The following is a 13,788-nucleotide window of genomic DNA, read 5'->3' as shown; positions in this document are numbered from 1 at the left end:
TCTCACCAACCAGGCAAGGGTCAGCGGCCGACGGGGGACAGGCCGAGTTGGCGGCCGAGCAGGCCGCGGGGGCGGCCGCCGAGCTTCGCGGCGATCTGGTCCAGGATCTGCGCTGCCGGGGCCTCCGGATCAGTAGCGACCAGCGGGTTGCCCAGGTCGCCACCACTGCGCAGGCGCTCGTCCAGCGGGATCTCCCCGAGCAGCGGGATGTTGTAGCCAAGCCGCGCCGTCAGTGTCTCCGCGACCCGCGTCCCGCCGCCGGAGCCGAAGATCTCGATCCGGTGCTCGGGACCACAGTGCGGGCAGGGCAGGTACGACATGTTCTCGACGACGCCCGCGACCCGCTGGTGCACCATCTGCGCCATCGTTCCGGCCCGCTCGGCAACCTCGGCGGCGGCCTCCTGCGGCGTCGTCACCACAATCACCTCGGCGCTGGTCAGCCGCTGGCCGACCGAGATGGCGATGTCGCCGGTGCCCGGCGGCAGGTCGAGCAGGAGTACGTCGAGGTCGCCCCAGTACACGTCCGCCAGCATCTGCACCAGCGCGCGGTCCAGGATCGGGCCGCGCCACGCGACCACCTGGTCCCGCTTCGGCTTCAGCATGCCGATCGAGATCACCTTCACGCCGTGCGCGGGCACCGGCATGATCATGTCGTCCACCGCGGTCGGCCGCTCGTCCGCGACACCGAACATGGCCGGCACCGAGTGCCCGTAGATGTCGGCGTCGAGAACGCCGACCGAGAGTCCCTGCTGGGCCATCGCGACCGCGAGGTTGACCGTCACCGACGACTTGCCCACGCCGCCCTTGCCGGACGCGATCGCGAACACCTTGGTCAGCGAGTCCGGCCGGGAGAACGGGATCTCCTTCTCCGCCACGCCGCCGCGCAACTGTGTCTGCAGGGCCGCCCGCTGCTCGGCCGACATCACGCCCAGGTCGATCTCGACCCCGGTGACGCCCTCGAGTTTGCTGACCGCGGCCGTGGTGTCACGCCGGAGCGTGTCCTTCATCGGACAGCCGGCGACGGTCAGCAGGATCCGTACGGCGACCACGCCGTCTTCTCGCACGACGACGGACTCGACCATGCCCAGATCGGTGATCGGCTTTTTGATCTCCGGATCCAGCACACCACCGAGCGCCGTGGTCACCTGATCAGCAGTGGGAGCCATACCCCAAGGCTACGTGCTCCCCCGAACCCACCCGACCACGGTCCGTGTGACGTACCTCCAGGAAGGCAACCCTTACCTCACAGGCCGGGGGCGCCGTAGACGGGGAACCAGCGGGCCAGGTCTTGTTCGAGGCGGAGATCGGTGGCCAGGAGGGACTTGATCTGGAGTTCGGTGGCGTTGTCGCGGCGGTCCTGGCCGGTGGGGGCGAACGGGTACCAGGAGCCGCGTTTGTACAGGTAGACCAGGCCGAGTGACTGGCTGCCGTTGGTGAAGGCGACCAGGGTGCAGAGCAGGGCGGAGCCGAAGCCGGCGTCGACCAGGGAGGTGTTCACGCCGTGCAGGTCGGTGACGAGGCCTTCGATGTTGTCGGGAGTGGTCTCGCGGACCAGCCACGTGAAGCCGTAGGAGTCCGTGTGGCTGGTGAACTTGCCGTCGTCGAGGGCGAGCAGCTTGTCGACCTCCTCGCGCAGCGTCGAGAAGCCACCGCCTTCGGCCGCCTTGAAGCAGACCGAACCGCTTCCGGTCGGACGGAAGCCGGCCGCGGTCTCCAGGGTGATCGCGGCCGACGGAAGCGAGAACAGCTGATCGAGGTTCGGCGGGACGGCTTTGCTCCGGCCGAGCAGGATGTCGAGAAGGCCCATAGGTCGAGGGTATGTCTCTAGGCCTGCTCGCCCAGCTCACGCGACAGCACACCGAGCCGGTCGAGTCGCTTCTCGAGCGGCGGGTGCGTGGAGAACAGCGACGACAGGCTCCCGGCCTTGCCGGAGATCGCCGGCGCGAAGAAGAACGCGTTGAACGCCTCCGCCTGCCGCAGGTCCCGCGACGGTATCCGCGCGATGTCCCCACTGATCTTCGTCAGCGCGGACGCCAGTGCGGACGGTCTCCCGGTCAGCATCGCGCCGGCTCGGTCCGCCGCGAGCTCCCGGTACCGCGAGAGCGCCCGGGTGAGCACGAACGAGATCGCGTAGACGGCGATCGACACCGCGATGATGGTCAGCATGACCAGCGCGGCGTTCTGGTCCCGGTTGCCCCGGCCGAGGCCGCCGTACAGGCCGAAGCGGGTGATCAGTCCGGCCAGTACGCCGAGGAACGACGCGATCGTCATCACGGCGACGTCCCGGTGCGCGACGTGCGAGAGCTCGTGCGACAGCACGCCCTCCAGTTCGTCGGCGTCCAGGCGGCGCATGATGCCGGTCGTCACGCAGACGACCGCCTTGTTCGGGTTGCGGCCGGTGGCGAACGCGTTCGGCAGGTCGACGTCGGCGATGGCGACCCGCGGCTTCGGCATGTCCGCCAGCGCGCACAGCCGGTCGATCGCGCCGTGCAGCTGCGGAGCCTCCTCCGGAGTGACGATCCGTCCGTGCATCGCATACAGAGCGATCCGGTCGGAGAACCAGTACTGCGCGAACAGTGCGCCGCCCGCGATCACGATCGCCAGTACGGCGCTCTTCGTCAGCGCGATCAGCAGCGCCACGAAACCGACGTACAGCAAGCCGAGCAAAAAGCTCGTGATGATCATCCGGCTGGACAGCCCACGATCAGGCGCGAATCGAGTCTTCATCCCACGTCCTTCCTTACCTGACAACGAGCGTAGCTCGGGTCCGAAGGGCTCAAACCCGGTCGTCCTCACGGCTCTTCAGGTCCAGATCGGCCAGCAGCGAGCGGAGCTCGGAGCGGAGGAAGTCCCGGGTCGCGACCTCGCCGACGGCCATCCGCAGCGACGCCATCTCCCGGGCCAGGAACTCCATGTCGGCGCGGGTCCGGGCGTCGACGTCGCGGTCGCGCTCGTACTGGACCCGGTCGCGCGCCTCCTGCCGGTTCTGCGCGAGCAGGATGAGCGGAGCGGCGTACGACGCCTGCAGGCTGAGCGCCAGCGTGAGGAAGATGAACGGGTACTCGTCGAACCGCCAGTTCGCCGGCGCGAAGATGTTCCACACGACCCAGAACAGGATCGTCGCGGTCATGTAGACCAGGAACCGCCCGGTGCCGAGGAAGCGGGCGATCCGCTCCGCGAACCGCCCGAACGCATCCGCGTCGTAGGCGTTGCGCCGGACGATCGTGCGGCGCAGCTCGCGGGGGATGTCCAGGCGGTTGGTGTTCCGGAGCAGGCGGCGGTCGTCGGAGCTACGGTCGTCACGGGGCATCGTGGTCCACCTCCTGCTGTTCTTGCTCACGGTCCGGTTCGTCGCGCCAGTCCTCGGGCAGCAGATGGTCGAGCACGTCGTCGACGGTGACCGCGCCGAGCAGCCGGCCCTCGTCGTCGAGCACCGGTGCCGCGACCAGGTTGTACGTCGCCAGGTACTTGCTGACCGCCGTCAGGCTGTCGTCCGGCCGCAGTCCGTCCAGATCGGTGTCCAGTACGGCGGTCACCAGCTCGGACGGTCGTTCGCGGAGCAGCCGCTGGATATGGCCGACACCGATGAACCGTCCGGTCGGAGTCTCCAGCGGTGGCCTGCAGACATAGATCATCGCGGCCAGCGCCGGACTGAGCTCGGCGTTCCGCACATGGGCGAGTGCGTCCGCCACTGTGGAGTCGGCCGACAGGATGACCGGCTCCGAGGTCATCAGTCCGCCGGCCGTGCGCTCCTCATAGGTCAGCAGTCGCCGTACGTCCTCGGCTTCGTCCGGCTCCATCAGCGTCAGCAGCCGCTCCGCGGTTTCGGTCGGCAGTTCGGCGATCAGGTCGGCAGCGTCGTCCGGTGACATCTCCTCGAGCACGTCCGCGGCGCGCTCGGTGTCCAGACCGGCCAGGATCTCCACCTGGTCGTCGTCGGGCAGCTCCTCCAGTACGTCGGCCAGGCGCTCGTCGTTCAGCGCGGCCGCGATCTCCTTGCGTCGCTTGGGGGACAGGTCGTGCAGTACGCCGGCCAGGTCGGCCGCCTTCATCGACTCGAACGCGGCCAGAATGTGCATCGCGCCCTGACCCTCCTCGACCAGCGCGAAGCCATCCACGTCACTCCAGTCGAGCACATGCGTCTGTCCGCGCCGCCGGAACCGTTTGGCGCCCTCCCGCACCGCAACCTTCGACAGCACCCAGTCCCGCGTCCGCCACTGCTCCATGGCCATGTCGAACACCACTGCGGTCGTACCGGTCTCGCGGATGGTGACAGTGCGGTCCAGCAGTTCGCCGAGCACCAGCACCTCGGTCTGACGCTGCTCGAAGCGCCGCATGTTGACCAGACCGGTCGTGACCACGTGTCCGACGTCCACAGACGTCACCCGGGTCATCGGCAGGAAGATCCGGCGCCTGGTGAACACCTCGATCACCAGCCCGAGCACCCGTGGCGGTTGGTTGCCCTGACGCATCATCGCCACGACGTCGCGGACCTTGCCGACCTGATCCCCGTTCGGGTCGTACACCGGGAGACCAGCCAGCCGGGCCACGTAGACGCGCGACGGTGATCCGCTCATCCACGTCCTCGCTTCGCTGCGGGCGCGGATGAGCGGAAAGCCGCACTGTGCTTGATGATGAACTCGCTGCGCTCGTTCATGCTCGAAGGCTAACCCGCCGCACCCTGAACTCAGCTGAGGCGAGGGCGGCGGCGGATGCGGCGGTGCAGAGTGATCGGCGCCTTGCCCTTGGTTGTCGCCGTAGTGCCCACTGGTGCCTCGGCCCGCGGACGGTCGTCGTACCGTCCGGCTGCCTCGGTGATCTCCCCGGTCGGCTCCAGGACGAGCAGGTCGGCCTCGGTCTTCCAGCGCTCGAGCTGAGTGTCCAGACCGGCCGCGTTCAGCCGCTCTGTCCGCAGCACCTGGGCCGCGGCCGTCCACTCCTCGCTGCCCGGGTCCAGCCGTCGTACCGTCGCCTGCCAGCTCGCCAGCCGGTTGGTGGCCGGCTTGGCCGGTACGACGACCTCCGCCGAGCCGGCCGTGGCCAGTCCGGGCAGCGGCTGCTCGGCGCTGTCGGCCGCGTCCGCGAGTACGACGTACCGGCCGTCGACCGTGGCGAACCACGCGGGAGCCGGCCGACCGCCGTTCCACGACAGCCAGACCAGTCCGGCCTTCTTCATCACGGCCGCGATCTCGGTCACAGCGTCCTCGGTCGTCACGGCACCAGGGTGTCACAGTGAGCGATGTCACCGGGCGCGGCGCGAGGCTTTCGCCGTACGCTGCCGGTGACCGGTGAGTAACCGACGAGAGGGACACGGTGATGGCGGAGCAGGTCTTGCGCAGCAGGCGGTCGTGTCTGGCGACTCCCGGGTCGAACCCGCGGTTCCTGGCCAAGGCGAAGGGACTCGATGCCGACCAGGTGTTCCTCGATCTGGAGGACTCGGTCGCCCCGATCGCCAAGGTGGACGCGCGCAAGAACATCGTCGCCGCTCTGAACGAGGGCGGCTGGGGGAGCAAGGTCCGCGTCGTCCGGGTGAACGACTGGACCACCGAGTGGACCTACGCGGACGTGATCGAGGTTGTCGCCGGCGCGGGCGCGCACCTGGACTGCATCATGCTGCCGAAGGTGCAGACCGCCGAGCAGGTGGTCGCGCTCGACCTCCTGCTGACCCAGCTGGAGAAGGTGCACGGCTACGAGCCGGGCCGGATCGGCATCGAGGCGCAGATCGAGAACGCGCTCGGCCTGACCAACGTGAACGCGATCGCCACCGCGTCGCCGCGGGTGGAGACGATCATCTTCGGGCCGGCCGACTTCATGGCGTCGATCAACATGAAGTCGCTGGTGGTCGGCGAGCAACCGCCCGGGTACGACGTCGGCGACGCGTACCACTACATCCTGATGCAGATCCTGATGGCCGCCCGCGCACACGGGAAGCAGGCGATCGACGGTCCGTACCTGCAGATCAAGGACGTGGACGGGTTCCGACGCGTCGCGGGCCGCTCGGCCGCGCTCGGCTTCGACGGCAAGTGGGTCCTGCACCCCGACCAGATCGCCGCCGCCAACGAGGTCTACTCCCCACGCCAGGAGGACTACGACCACTCCGAGAACATCCTCGACGCCTACGACCACTACACCTCCGCGGCAGGGGGTGCCCGCGGCGCGGTGATGCTCGGCGACGAGATGATCGACGAGGCGTCCCGCAAGATGGCGCTCGTCATCTCCGCCAAGGGCCGCGCCGCCGGCATGACCCGCACCGACGTCTGGCAACCACCGGCGGACTAACCCACCTGCGCCATGATCGCCAGCAGGTGACCGTCGGGGTCGGGGAAGAACGCCATCCATTCCTCGACCCCGTTGTCGTGCTTGTGGATCAGGTGCGGCGCGTTCTCGAATTCCACGCCGCGTCCGCGCAGTTCGTCGTACGCCGTCTGGATGTCGTCCACCTGGAAGTAGAGGATCGACGGGTCGCCGGCCGGCCCGTCGTTCGCGCTGAGGAACAACCGCGTTCCACCGCAGTCGAAGAACGCCAGATCCCCGAACGTGTAGAGATGCGGCAGCCCCAGGACCTTCCCGTAGAAGTCGACCGCGGTCTGAATGTCGCTCACCGGGCGCGCGATCTGCCCGATCGCACCTAGCTGCACAGCCATGTCCGGCACTCCTTGTCGTCGCAGGGCGCTGTCGGCGGGTACGCCGCGCCAGGTCCGGAGCTCGGCCCGGCGCTCCAGGCCGAGCTTCATCAGCGCGTTGGCGACGTGGAACTTCACCGCGTCGACGCTGACTCCCCGCCGCCGCGCGATCTCCCGGTTCGGCATCCCGTGCCGCACCGCGTCCACCACCTGCCACTCGGCGGGCGTCAGTACGTCGGGATGCCGCGGCCGTCCACGTGTACCCACGACCTCAAGCTAGCGCCGAAGACGCCGAATTACCCTCCCCCTCAGAAGGTCCAGACCTTGTAGATCCGGATCGGCTTGACCGGCGGCCCGTCCTGGTCGGGGTCGGCGATGCCGGCCGCGACCATCCGGTCGAAGGTGGACATCCCGGCGATCACGTGGCCGAGGACGGTGTAGTTCGGGGCGATGTTGGCGAACGAGTGCACCACGAAGAACTCGGACCCGTTGGTCCCCGGTCCTTGGTTGCCGTAGGCAACAGTGCCGCGCGGGTAGGTCTCCTGGCCGGTGACCTCGTCGGGGAACTTGTACCCCGGGCCGCCTTCCTCCTGGCGGTAGATGTCACCGCACTGCAGGACGCCCAGCCGGGACGAGTTCGTCAGCCGGAAGCACTGGGTGCGGTCGTAGAACCGGCTCTTCACCAGGTGGACGAAGTTGTGTACGCCGCAGGGCGCGTTGGCGCGGTCCATCCGGACCACGAACGGTCCGTAGTTGGTCAGGAAGTACACGTCGACCGTGCCCTTCGCGCGAGCCGTCGCGGACGGGATCCGGACCGGCTTGGCCGCCGGGTTCTCCGGCGTCGGGGTGAACTCGCACTTCGTCACCGGCCGCGGGTGACCGGTGGGCGCGGCCGAGGCGGTGGTCGTGGTCAGCGTCGCGGCGACCAGGGTGGCCGCGATCAGGGCGGTGAGTGATCGCTTCATGCGCACACGGTAGTACGCCGATCGCTCTGTGCAGAGGTTGTGCAAGCTTTCGGTCCAGAACTCGCTCTCAAACGCATGCGTTGCCTAAGGTGTTGCGGTCCGCTGCGGAAGGTGTGGTGTGTGAACGGCGAGATACTGGCAGGGCGCTACCGCTTGGTGACCCTGCTGGGCAGGGGTGGTGCCGGTGAGGTCTGGCAGGCCGAGGACACGGTTCTCGCCCGCCAGGTGGCGGTCAAGCTGCTGCGCCGGCTCGAAGGCGACCCGATGGACGCGGTCGAGCGGTTCCGGGCCGAGGCCCAGTCGGCCGCACGGCTGACGCACCCGAACGTCGTTGCGACGTACGACGTCGGCAACGAGGGCGAACACGTGTTCCTGGTGATGGAACTCGTTTCCGGGCCGGATCTGGCCCAGCTGATGCGTACTGCGGGCCTGCCGACGGCAGAGCTGGTCACCGACATCGCCACCCAGGGTGCGCGGGCTCTGGACGCGGCTCACGCTGCCGGGATCGTCCACCGCGACGTGAAGCCGGCGAACCTGCTGCTGGCCCCGGACGGCACGCTCAAGATCACCGACTTCGGCATCGCCAAGCGCGCGGGCAACGAGACGACCGCACTGGGCGTCCTGCTCGGTACGGCGTCGTACGTGTCGCCGGAGCAGGTCCGTGGCCAGGCCGCCACCCCCGCCAGTGACTGGTACTCCTTCGGCTGCGTCCTCCATGAGCTCCTCGCCGGTACGCCGCCCTTCACGGGCCCAACCGCCGACGCGGTGATGCGCCAGCACCTCGACGCACCCCCACCGCCTGTGACGCGTACCGACGTACCGCCGGAGCTGGCCAACCTCATCACTCACCTGCTGGCCAAGGAGCCGGCGGACCGCCCGTCGTCCGCGGCCGATGTGGCCCGGCTGCTCACTCCGTCCGCCCAAACGCAGGTGCTGGCCTTCACACCCGCCGCAGCGCCGGAAGACGTGATCGGCGTGGGCACCTGGGAAGACGAGCCGGCCGAGACCGGCACGCACCGGGCGCCGCGGCGACAGTTCCCGTTGGTCAAGGTGGGTGTGGCCGCGGCGGTCGTGCTCGCTGCGATCTCCGGGGGACTGCTGTTGCGTGAGAGTGTGACGAACGACCCGCCGGCGCAGGCCGGTGGGACACCGTCCGCACCGGTGCAGAAGGTCTCGGCCTTGCCCAAGACCACGCCGAAGCCGACACCGACGCCGTCGAAGACTCCGTCCAAGAAGCCGAAGCCGACTCCGAAGGAAACGCAGCAGCAGAACCCGCAGGCCGCGCTGGTGCAGTCGTTGCGGACACTGGCCGCGCAAGTGCGGGCGACCCAGCAGGGGAGCCGGAGCAGGGCTCCGCGGGACGCCGCACGCGAGCTCGACCAGGCCGCGGAGGCGCTGGACCACGGTGACACCGCCTCAGCGGCCAAGCACTTCTACTCCGCCCGGCAGCGGCTGATCGAGGCGCAACAGCACCACCGGTGGCAGGCCACCCCGCAGATCGCCGCTCTGTTCTCCGTCGTCAGCAGCGCGTTGCCCCGGCCGGACGGCAACAACAACGAGTGAGCCACGCGACCTTCGGTAGGTGGCCGGTGTCACAGCGGGTGTCACCCTCGTGCCGGGATGCTGAGAACCGCGATACTCGCGGGTAAGGCCAACCCCAATCGACGCAGGCTGACCGAAGGAGCCGGGATGAGCAGGTTGCAGCAGACCGACGGGCTGACCGACATCCAGGAGGAGATCCTGAAGACGGTCCGCGCGTTCGTCGAGGCGGAGATCCTCCCGGTCGCCACCGAGCTCGAGCACCGCGACGAGTACCCGACCGAGATCGTCGAGGGCCTCAAGGAACTCGGCCTGTTCGGCCTGATGATCCCGGAGGAGTACGGCGGCCTCGGCGAATCGCTGCTCACCTACGCACTGTGCGTCGAGGAGATCGCCCGCGGCTGGATGAGCGTGTCCGGCATCATCAACACCCACTTCATCGTCGCGTACATGCTGCTCCAGCACGGCACCGACGAGCAGAAGCAGAAGTACCTGCCCCGGATGGCGACCGGCGAGGTCCGCGGCGCGTTCTCGATGTCCGAGCCCGGTTGCGGCTCGGACGTGGCCGCGATCAAGACCAAGGCGGTCAAGGACGGTGACGCGTACGTCGTCAACGGCCAGAAGATGTGGCTGACGAACGGCGGCTCGTCGAACCTGGTCGCCGTACTCGTGAAGACCGACGAGGGGCAGGACTCGGTCTACAGGAACATGACCACGTTCCTGGTCGAGAAGGAGCCCGGGTTCGGTGAGGTGGACAAGGGCCTCACGATCCCCGGCAAGATCGAGAAGATGGGTTACAAGGGCGTCGACACCACCGAGCTGATCTTCGACGGCTACCGGATCGACGCCGGCCAGATCCTCGGCGGCGTACCGGGCAAGGGCTTCTACCAGATGATGGACGGTGTCGAGGTCGGCCGGGTGAACGTCGCCGCCCGCGGGTGTGGGGTGGCGCGGCGGGCGTTCGAGCTGGGGATCTCGTACGCGCAGCAGCGGGAGACGTTCGGCAAGAAGATCGCCGAGCACCAGGCGGTGCTGTTCCGGCTGGCCGACATGGCGGTGAAGGTCGAGGCGGCGCACGAGCTGATGGTGAAGGCGGCGCGGAAGAAGGACAGCGGCTCGCGCAACGACTTCGAGGCCGGCGTCGCGAAGTACCTGGCCAGCGAGTACTGCTCGCAGGTGGTGGAGGACTCGTTCCGGATCCATGGGGGCTACGGGTTCTCCAAGGAGTACGAGATCGAGCGGCTGTACCGGGAGGCGCCGATGCTGCTGATCGGCGAGGGTACGGCGGACATCCAGCGGATGATCATCGGCCGCCGGCTGCTCGAGGACTACAAGCTCTAGTGTCCTCAGGACGCTAGACCGGCCGGCACGCTGGGCCGACGGGCGGGGCGGTGCCAGTCGGCGTCCAGCGTGCGGCGGGGCAGGGTCTAGGCCGTCACCCGGGCGGGAGTCTGGCGGGTGTTGCCGGAGCCGTAACCGGACAACAGCCAGATCCCCAGTTGGGTGATCTCGTGGCGGACGGAGGCGCGGCGCGGCGGGTGGTGATCAGCCCGGCCTCGCGCAGCACGGTCGCCTGATGGCTGGCCGCGGCCGGGGAGATGTTGCAGCGCTTGGCCAGCTCCGTCGTCGTACACCCGGACACCGCGGCCTCCAGCGCCACGGCCCGGGTCGAGCCGAGCAGTGACCCCAGCGGGTCACTCCTCGGCGCGGACTCCATCGACGCCTGCCGCAGGATGCCCGGCGCGTGCTGGATCGGGTACACCAGAACCGGTTTGAGCTCTGGGTCCCTCAGCTTCGTCGGCACCTGCCGGCAGAACGCCGACGGCTGTAACTCGATCCCCCTGCCATCGAGGTACAGATCTCGGTCGTTCATATCGAGCACCTGCAGCACTGGGGCCACCCACCGGACCCGCGGGTGCAGTGCGGTGGCGACCGTGACCCGGGCCAGATCACGGGGAGTGAAATGAATACGGAGCACGATCCGGCCCTCCCTCATCTACGAACCGCCCACGACATCCCCAGTGCCGTCGGTCGCAGAATGTGGCGGACTGCTGACCGAACGCGATGGCGGCATTCAATCAAGGGCGCTGTTCGGTCCACAACCGTTGGAACATTCCAAACGAGCGGGACTCGCGGCCATGGCATAAGGTTGCCAACCGACCCATCAGGCGGTAGTGGACGTCCGGGCTCAGAGCCAGTGGTTTCGCTTGAACAGCCGGTAAAGCACAGTGCACGCGGTCAGCATCACGCCGAGGATCACGAAGTACGCGTACTTGATGCGCAACTCCGGCATGTAGTCGAAGTTCATCCCGTAGATCCCGGCGATCACCGTCGGCACCGCCAGAATCGCCACCCAGGCAGAGATCCGCCGCATGTCCTCGTTCTCGGCCACCTGCACCTGGGCCAGCCCGGCCTGCAGGATCGAGCTGAGCAGCTCGTCGAACGAGATCACCTGCTCCTTGACCCGCAGCAGATGGTCGTCGACGTCGCGGAAGTAGTTCCTGGTCTCGTCCGCGATCAAGGGGTGCCGCAGCGTCGACAGCGTCCGCATCGGCCCGGTCAGCGGCGCCACCGCGCGCTTCAGCTCGAGCACCTCGCGCTTGAGCTGGTAGACCCGGTCGATGCTCCGCCAGCCACGTGGGGTGAACATGGCTGTCTCGATCGTGTCGATATCGGCCTGTACGGCGTCCGCGACCTCCAGGTACCGGTCCACCACATGGTCCGCGATGGCATGCAGTACGGCGCCGGGGCCGAGGGACAGGCGTCCCGGCTGCGTCTCCAGGTCCTGCCGCAGGCCGGCCAGCTCGCTGTGCTCACCATGGCGGACCGTGACGACGAAGCCCGGCCCGCAGAACACCATCACCTCGCCGGTCTCGACCACCTCGCTGGTGGCGGTCAGATCCTCGTGCGGGACGTACCGGACCGTCTTCAGTACGGCGAACAGCGTGTCGTCGTACCGCTCGAGCTTGGGGCGCTGGTGCGCCTCGGACGCGTCCTCCAGAGCCAGTGCGTGCAGACCGAACTCTTTACCGATGATGGCCAGCTGGCGATCGTTCGGCTGGAAGAGGCCGATCCACACGAACCCCTGGCCGCGCCGGGCCCGAGCCAGCGCCTCGGTGTAGGAGTTGATCCGGTCGTCGCGGTGTCCGTCGCGGTAGAAGCCCCAGTCGACGAGGGCGCCGTCCAGCTTGCCGCTGGCGACCAGGTCTGCCTGGGCCGGGCCGTCACCGGCCGCACGCCGGGCGAAGACTCGTCCCATCCGGCGTGTCGCGCCCGTGTCCCACCGTCGCCCGGCCATCACGGCGAGGCTATCAAGACGCGGTAACCAGGCGTCGGCAATGATGGGGGTGGACGCACGTGGAGAGGAACGACGATGACCACGCAGGGCATGCCCTCGATGGACCCCCGGCCTAGCGGGCTGACGATCGGGACGTACGACACCTACCGGGAGGCGCAGCGAGCTGTCGACTACCTCTCGGACGAGAAGTTCCCGGTCGAGCACACGACCATCGTCGGCAACAACCTTCGTCAGGTGGAGAAGATCACCGGCCGGCTCACCTGGGGCCGTGCACTGACCGCGGGTCTGGCCAGCGGAGCCTGGTTCGGTCTGTTCGTGGGCCTGCTGCTGGGCCTGTTCACGACTGGTAACTGGCTCGCGGCCCTGCTCACCGGCGTGGTGCTGGGCGCCTTCTTCGGACTGGTGTTCGGTGGCCTCAGCTACTCCCAGTCGGCCGGTCGCCGCGACTTCACTTCCCGGACCGCGGTGGTGGCGACGACGTACGACGTACTGTGCGACTTCAAGTTCGCCGAAGAGGCGCGCAACCACCTGGCCAAGCTGGCGCTCAAGGGTGAGGTGAACCCGCGCGTGCCGGAGCAGCCGATCCAGCAGCCGGTCCAGCAGCAGATGCAGCGCCCGACCGACTGACCCCGGCTGTTGGCGGGAGGTGACCTATCTCTCCTGCCGGTGAGAGCCACACCACGGTCCGGATGCGCCCGGATTCGGCAGCATGGGTATCCACCGCGGAGGAGGAGCCGAGATGCAGTTCGGGCGTAGCTACGAGGAGTTCGAGGTCGGTGCCGTCTACAAGCACTGGCCGGGCAAGACGGTGACGGAGTACGACGACCACCTGTTCTGCCTGCTCACGATGAACCACCATCCGCTGCACCTGGACACGCACTACGCGGAAGAGTCCACCCAGTTCGGCAAGAACGTTGTGGTGGGCAACTACATCTACTCGATCCTGCTCGGCATGTCGGTGCCGGACGTGAGTGGCAAGGCGATCGCGAACCTGGAGATCGAATCACTCCGCCACGTCGCGCCCACCTTCCACGGTGACACGATCTACGGCGAGACCGTGGTGCTGGACAAATGGGAGTCGAAGTCGAAGGACGACCGCGGCGTGGTCTACGTCGAGACCAAGGGCTACAAGCAGGACGGCACCGTCGTCTGCCTGTTCCGCCGCAAGGTGATGGTCCCGAAGAACAGCTACCTCGAAGCTCGTGGCGGCGAACAACCCGGCCGCCCCACCCCCACTTCCTGACCCGCCCCGGGTGGCGCACTGCCCCGCCCGAACTCCCGCCTTGCCCGCCGTTTCAGCGGTCAGCCCCTGAGCTGGTGGGTTGCCCCCTCGGATGCTGAGGGGGCAACCCACTACTTGAGG

At 68.2% G+C, this 13,788-nt stretch carries 15 protein-coding genes; 5 read left to right on the top strand and 10 right to left on the bottom strand.

From position 1 onward, the window contains the following. Positions 1 to 20 precede the first annotated feature (20 nt). The 6 genes from OG555_RS03575 to OG555_RS03550 all read right to left on the bottom strand — a co-directional run bounded on the left by OG555_RS03575 (position 21) and on the right by OG555_RS03550 (position 5,215). Entirely contained in the window at positions 21 to 1,166 is a 1,146-nt protein-coding gene (locus tag OG555_RS03575; RefSeq protein WP_329481137.1) for an Mrp/NBP35 family ATP-binding protein, read from the bottom strand. A gap of 77 nt (positions 1,167 to 1,243) precedes the next feature. Then, positions 1,244 to 1,807 (bottom strand): PspA-associated protein PspAB, encoded by a 564-nt coding sequence (pspAB, locus tag OG555_RS03570; RefSeq protein ID WP_329481134.1) that lies wholly within the window; start codon positions 1,805 to 1,807, stop codon positions 1,244 to 1,246. A gap of 17 nt (positions 1,808 to 1,824) precedes the next feature. Next, complete coding sequence (htpX, locus tag OG555_RS03565; RefSeq protein ID WP_329481132.1) at positions 1,825 to 2,727, bottom strand: zinc metalloprotease HtpX; 903 nt, start codon at positions 2,725 to 2,727, stop codon at positions 1,825 to 1,827. Between the two features lie 49 nt (positions 2,728 to 2,776). After that, positions 2,777 to 3,310, bottom strand: a complete 534-nt coding sequence (locus OG555_RS03560; protein ID WP_329481130.1) for a DUF1003 domain-containing protein — start codon at positions 3,308 to 3,310, stop codon at positions 2,777 to 2,779. After that, on the bottom strand, positions 3,300 to 4,577 hold the full coding sequence (locus tag OG555_RS03555) for a magnesium transporter MgtE N-terminal domain-containing protein (protein WP_329481128.1): 1,278 nt from the start codon (positions 4,575 to 4,577) through the stop codon (positions 3,300 to 3,302). The genes OG555_RS03560 and OG555_RS03555 overlap by 11 nt, the downstream gene beginning before the upstream one ends. 110 nt (positions 4,578 to 4,687) lie before the next feature. Further along, positions 4,688 to 5,215 (bottom strand): hypothetical protein, encoded by a 528-nt coding sequence (locus tag OG555_RS03550; protein ID WP_329481126.1) that lies wholly within the window; start codon positions 5,213 to 5,215, stop codon positions 4,688 to 4,690. Positions 5,216 to 5,316: 101 nt separating this feature from the next. Here OG555_RS03550 and OG555_RS03545 point away from each other — a divergent pair, with 101 nt between their 5' ends. Further along, positions 5,317 to 6,279: an HpcH/HpaI aldolase/citrate lyase family protein gene (locus OG555_RS03545; RefSeq protein ID WP_329481124.1), complete on the top strand. Its 963-nt coding sequence runs from the start codon at positions 5,317 to 5,319 to the stop codon at positions 6,277 to 6,279. Here the strand turns inward: OG555_RS03545 and OG555_RS03540 are convergent. After that, entirely contained in the window at positions 6,276 to 6,890 is a 615-nt protein-coding gene (locus tag OG555_RS03540; RefSeq protein ID WP_328518576.1) for a VOC family protein, read from the bottom strand. The two genes, OG555_RS03545 and OG555_RS03540, sit on opposite strands and share 4 nt — an antisense overlap. Positions 6,891 to 6,931: 41 nt before the next feature. Continuing rightward, positions 6,932 to 7,588, bottom strand: coding sequence for a peptidylprolyl isomerase (locus tag OG555_RS03535; protein ID WP_329481122.1), 657 nt, complete (start codon positions 7,586 to 7,588; stop codon positions 6,932 to 6,934). A gap of 120 nt (positions 7,589 to 7,708) precedes the next feature. Here OG555_RS03535 and OG555_RS03530 point away from each other — a divergent pair, with 120 nt between their 5' ends. Then, positions 7,709 to 9,151 carry a serine/threonine-protein kinase gene (locus OG555_RS03530; protein ID WP_329481120.1) on the top strand — a complete coding sequence of 481 codons (1,443 nt, stop codon included), beginning with the start codon at positions 7,709 to 7,711 and terminating at the stop codon, positions 9,149 to 9,151. Between the two features lie 126 nt (positions 9,152 to 9,277). Continuing rightward, the gene (locus tag OG555_RS03525; RefSeq protein WP_329481118.1) at positions 9,278 to 10,468 is read left to right on the top strand and encodes an acyl-CoA dehydrogenase family protein; all 1,191 of its coding nucleotides are present in this window, start codon (positions 9,278 to 9,280) and stop codon (positions 10,466 to 10,468) included. A 94-nt stretch (positions 10,469 to 10,562) separates the two neighbouring features. On the opposite strand, the gene OG555_RS03520 is transcribed toward OG555_RS03525, so the two are convergent. Further along, a complete protein-coding gene (locus OG555_RS03520) occupies positions 10,563 to 11,123 on the bottom strand; it encodes a winged helix-turn-helix domain-containing protein (protein ID WP_329481116.1) in 561 nt (186 codons plus the stop codon). Between the two features lie 192 nt (positions 11,124 to 11,315). After that, positions 11,316 to 12,425: a magnesium and cobalt transport protein CorA gene (locus tag OG555_RS03515; RefSeq protein WP_329481114.1), complete on the bottom strand. Its 1,110-nt coding sequence runs from the start codon at positions 12,423 to 12,425 to the stop codon at positions 11,316 to 11,318. 75 nt (positions 12,426 to 12,500) lie between these two features. Between OG555_RS03515 and OG555_RS03510 the strand changes: the two genes are divergently transcribed. Both OG555_RS03510 and OG555_RS03505 read left to right on the top strand, forming a co-directional pair. Further along, entirely contained in the window at positions 12,501 to 13,052 is a 552-nt protein-coding gene (locus OG555_RS03510; RefSeq protein ID WP_329481112.1) for a general stress protein, read from the top strand. Between the two features lie 112 nt (positions 13,053 to 13,164). Next, positions 13,165 to 13,668: a MaoC family dehydratase gene (locus tag OG555_RS03505; protein ID WP_329481110.1), complete on the top strand. Its 504-nt coding sequence runs from the start codon at positions 13,165 to 13,167 to the stop codon at positions 13,666 to 13,668. Positions 13,669 to 13,788 lie beyond the last annotated feature (120 nt).

Origin of the sequence: Kribbella sp. NBC_01484 (assembly GCF_036227145.1) — a bacterium.
Lineage (GTDB): Bacteria > Actinomycetota > Actinomycetes > Propionibacteriales > Kribbellaceae > Kribbella.
This window is presented reverse-complemented; position numbering and strand designations above follow the sequence as displayed.

Coding starts and splice junctions, on each gene's coding strand:
- OG555_RS03575 (WP_329481137.1), bottom strand. CDS start 1,166: ATGGCTCCCACTGCTGATCAGGTGACCACGGCGCTCGGTGGTGTGCTG.
- pspAB (WP_329481134.1), bottom strand. CDS start 1,807: ATGGGCCTTCTCGACATCCTGCTCGGCCGGAGCAAAGCCGTCCCGCCG.
- htpX (WP_329481132.1), bottom strand. CDS start 2,727: ATGAAGACTCGATTCGCGCCTGATCGTGGGCTGTCCAGCCGGATGATC.
- OG555_RS03560 (WP_329481130.1), bottom strand. CDS start 3,310: ATGCCCCGTGACGACCGTAGCTCCGACGACCGCCGCCTGCTCCGGAAC.
- OG555_RS03555 (WP_329481128.1), bottom strand. CDS start 4,577: ATGAGCGGATCACCGTCGCGCGTCTACGTGGCCCGGCTGGCTGGTCTC.
- OG555_RS03545 (WP_329481124.1), top strand. CDS start 5,317: ATGGCGGAGCAGGTCTTGCGCAGCAGGCGGTCGTGTCTGGCGACTCCC.
- OG555_RS03535 (WP_329481122.1), bottom strand. CDS start 7,588: ATGAAGCGATCACTCACCGCCCTGATCGCGGCCACCCTGGTCGCCGCG.
- OG555_RS03525 (WP_329481118.1), top strand. CDS start 9,278: ATGAGCAGGTTGCAGCAGACCGACGGGCTGACCGACATCCAGGAGGAG.
- OG555_RS03520 (WP_329481116.1), bottom strand. CDS start 11,123: ATGAGGGAGGGCCGGATCGTGCTCCGTATTCATTTCACTCCCCGTGAT.
- OG555_RS03515 (WP_329481114.1), bottom strand. CDS start 12,425: ATGGCCGGGCGACGGTGGGACACGGGCGCGACACGCCGGATGGGACGA.
- OG555_RS03510 (WP_329481112.1), top strand. CDS start 12,501: ATGACCACGCAGGGCATGCCCTCGATGGACCCCCGGCCTAGCGGGCTG.
- OG555_RS03505 (WP_329481110.1), top strand. CDS start 13,165: ATGCAGTTCGGGCGTAGCTACGAGGAGTTCGAGGTCGGTGCCGTCTAC.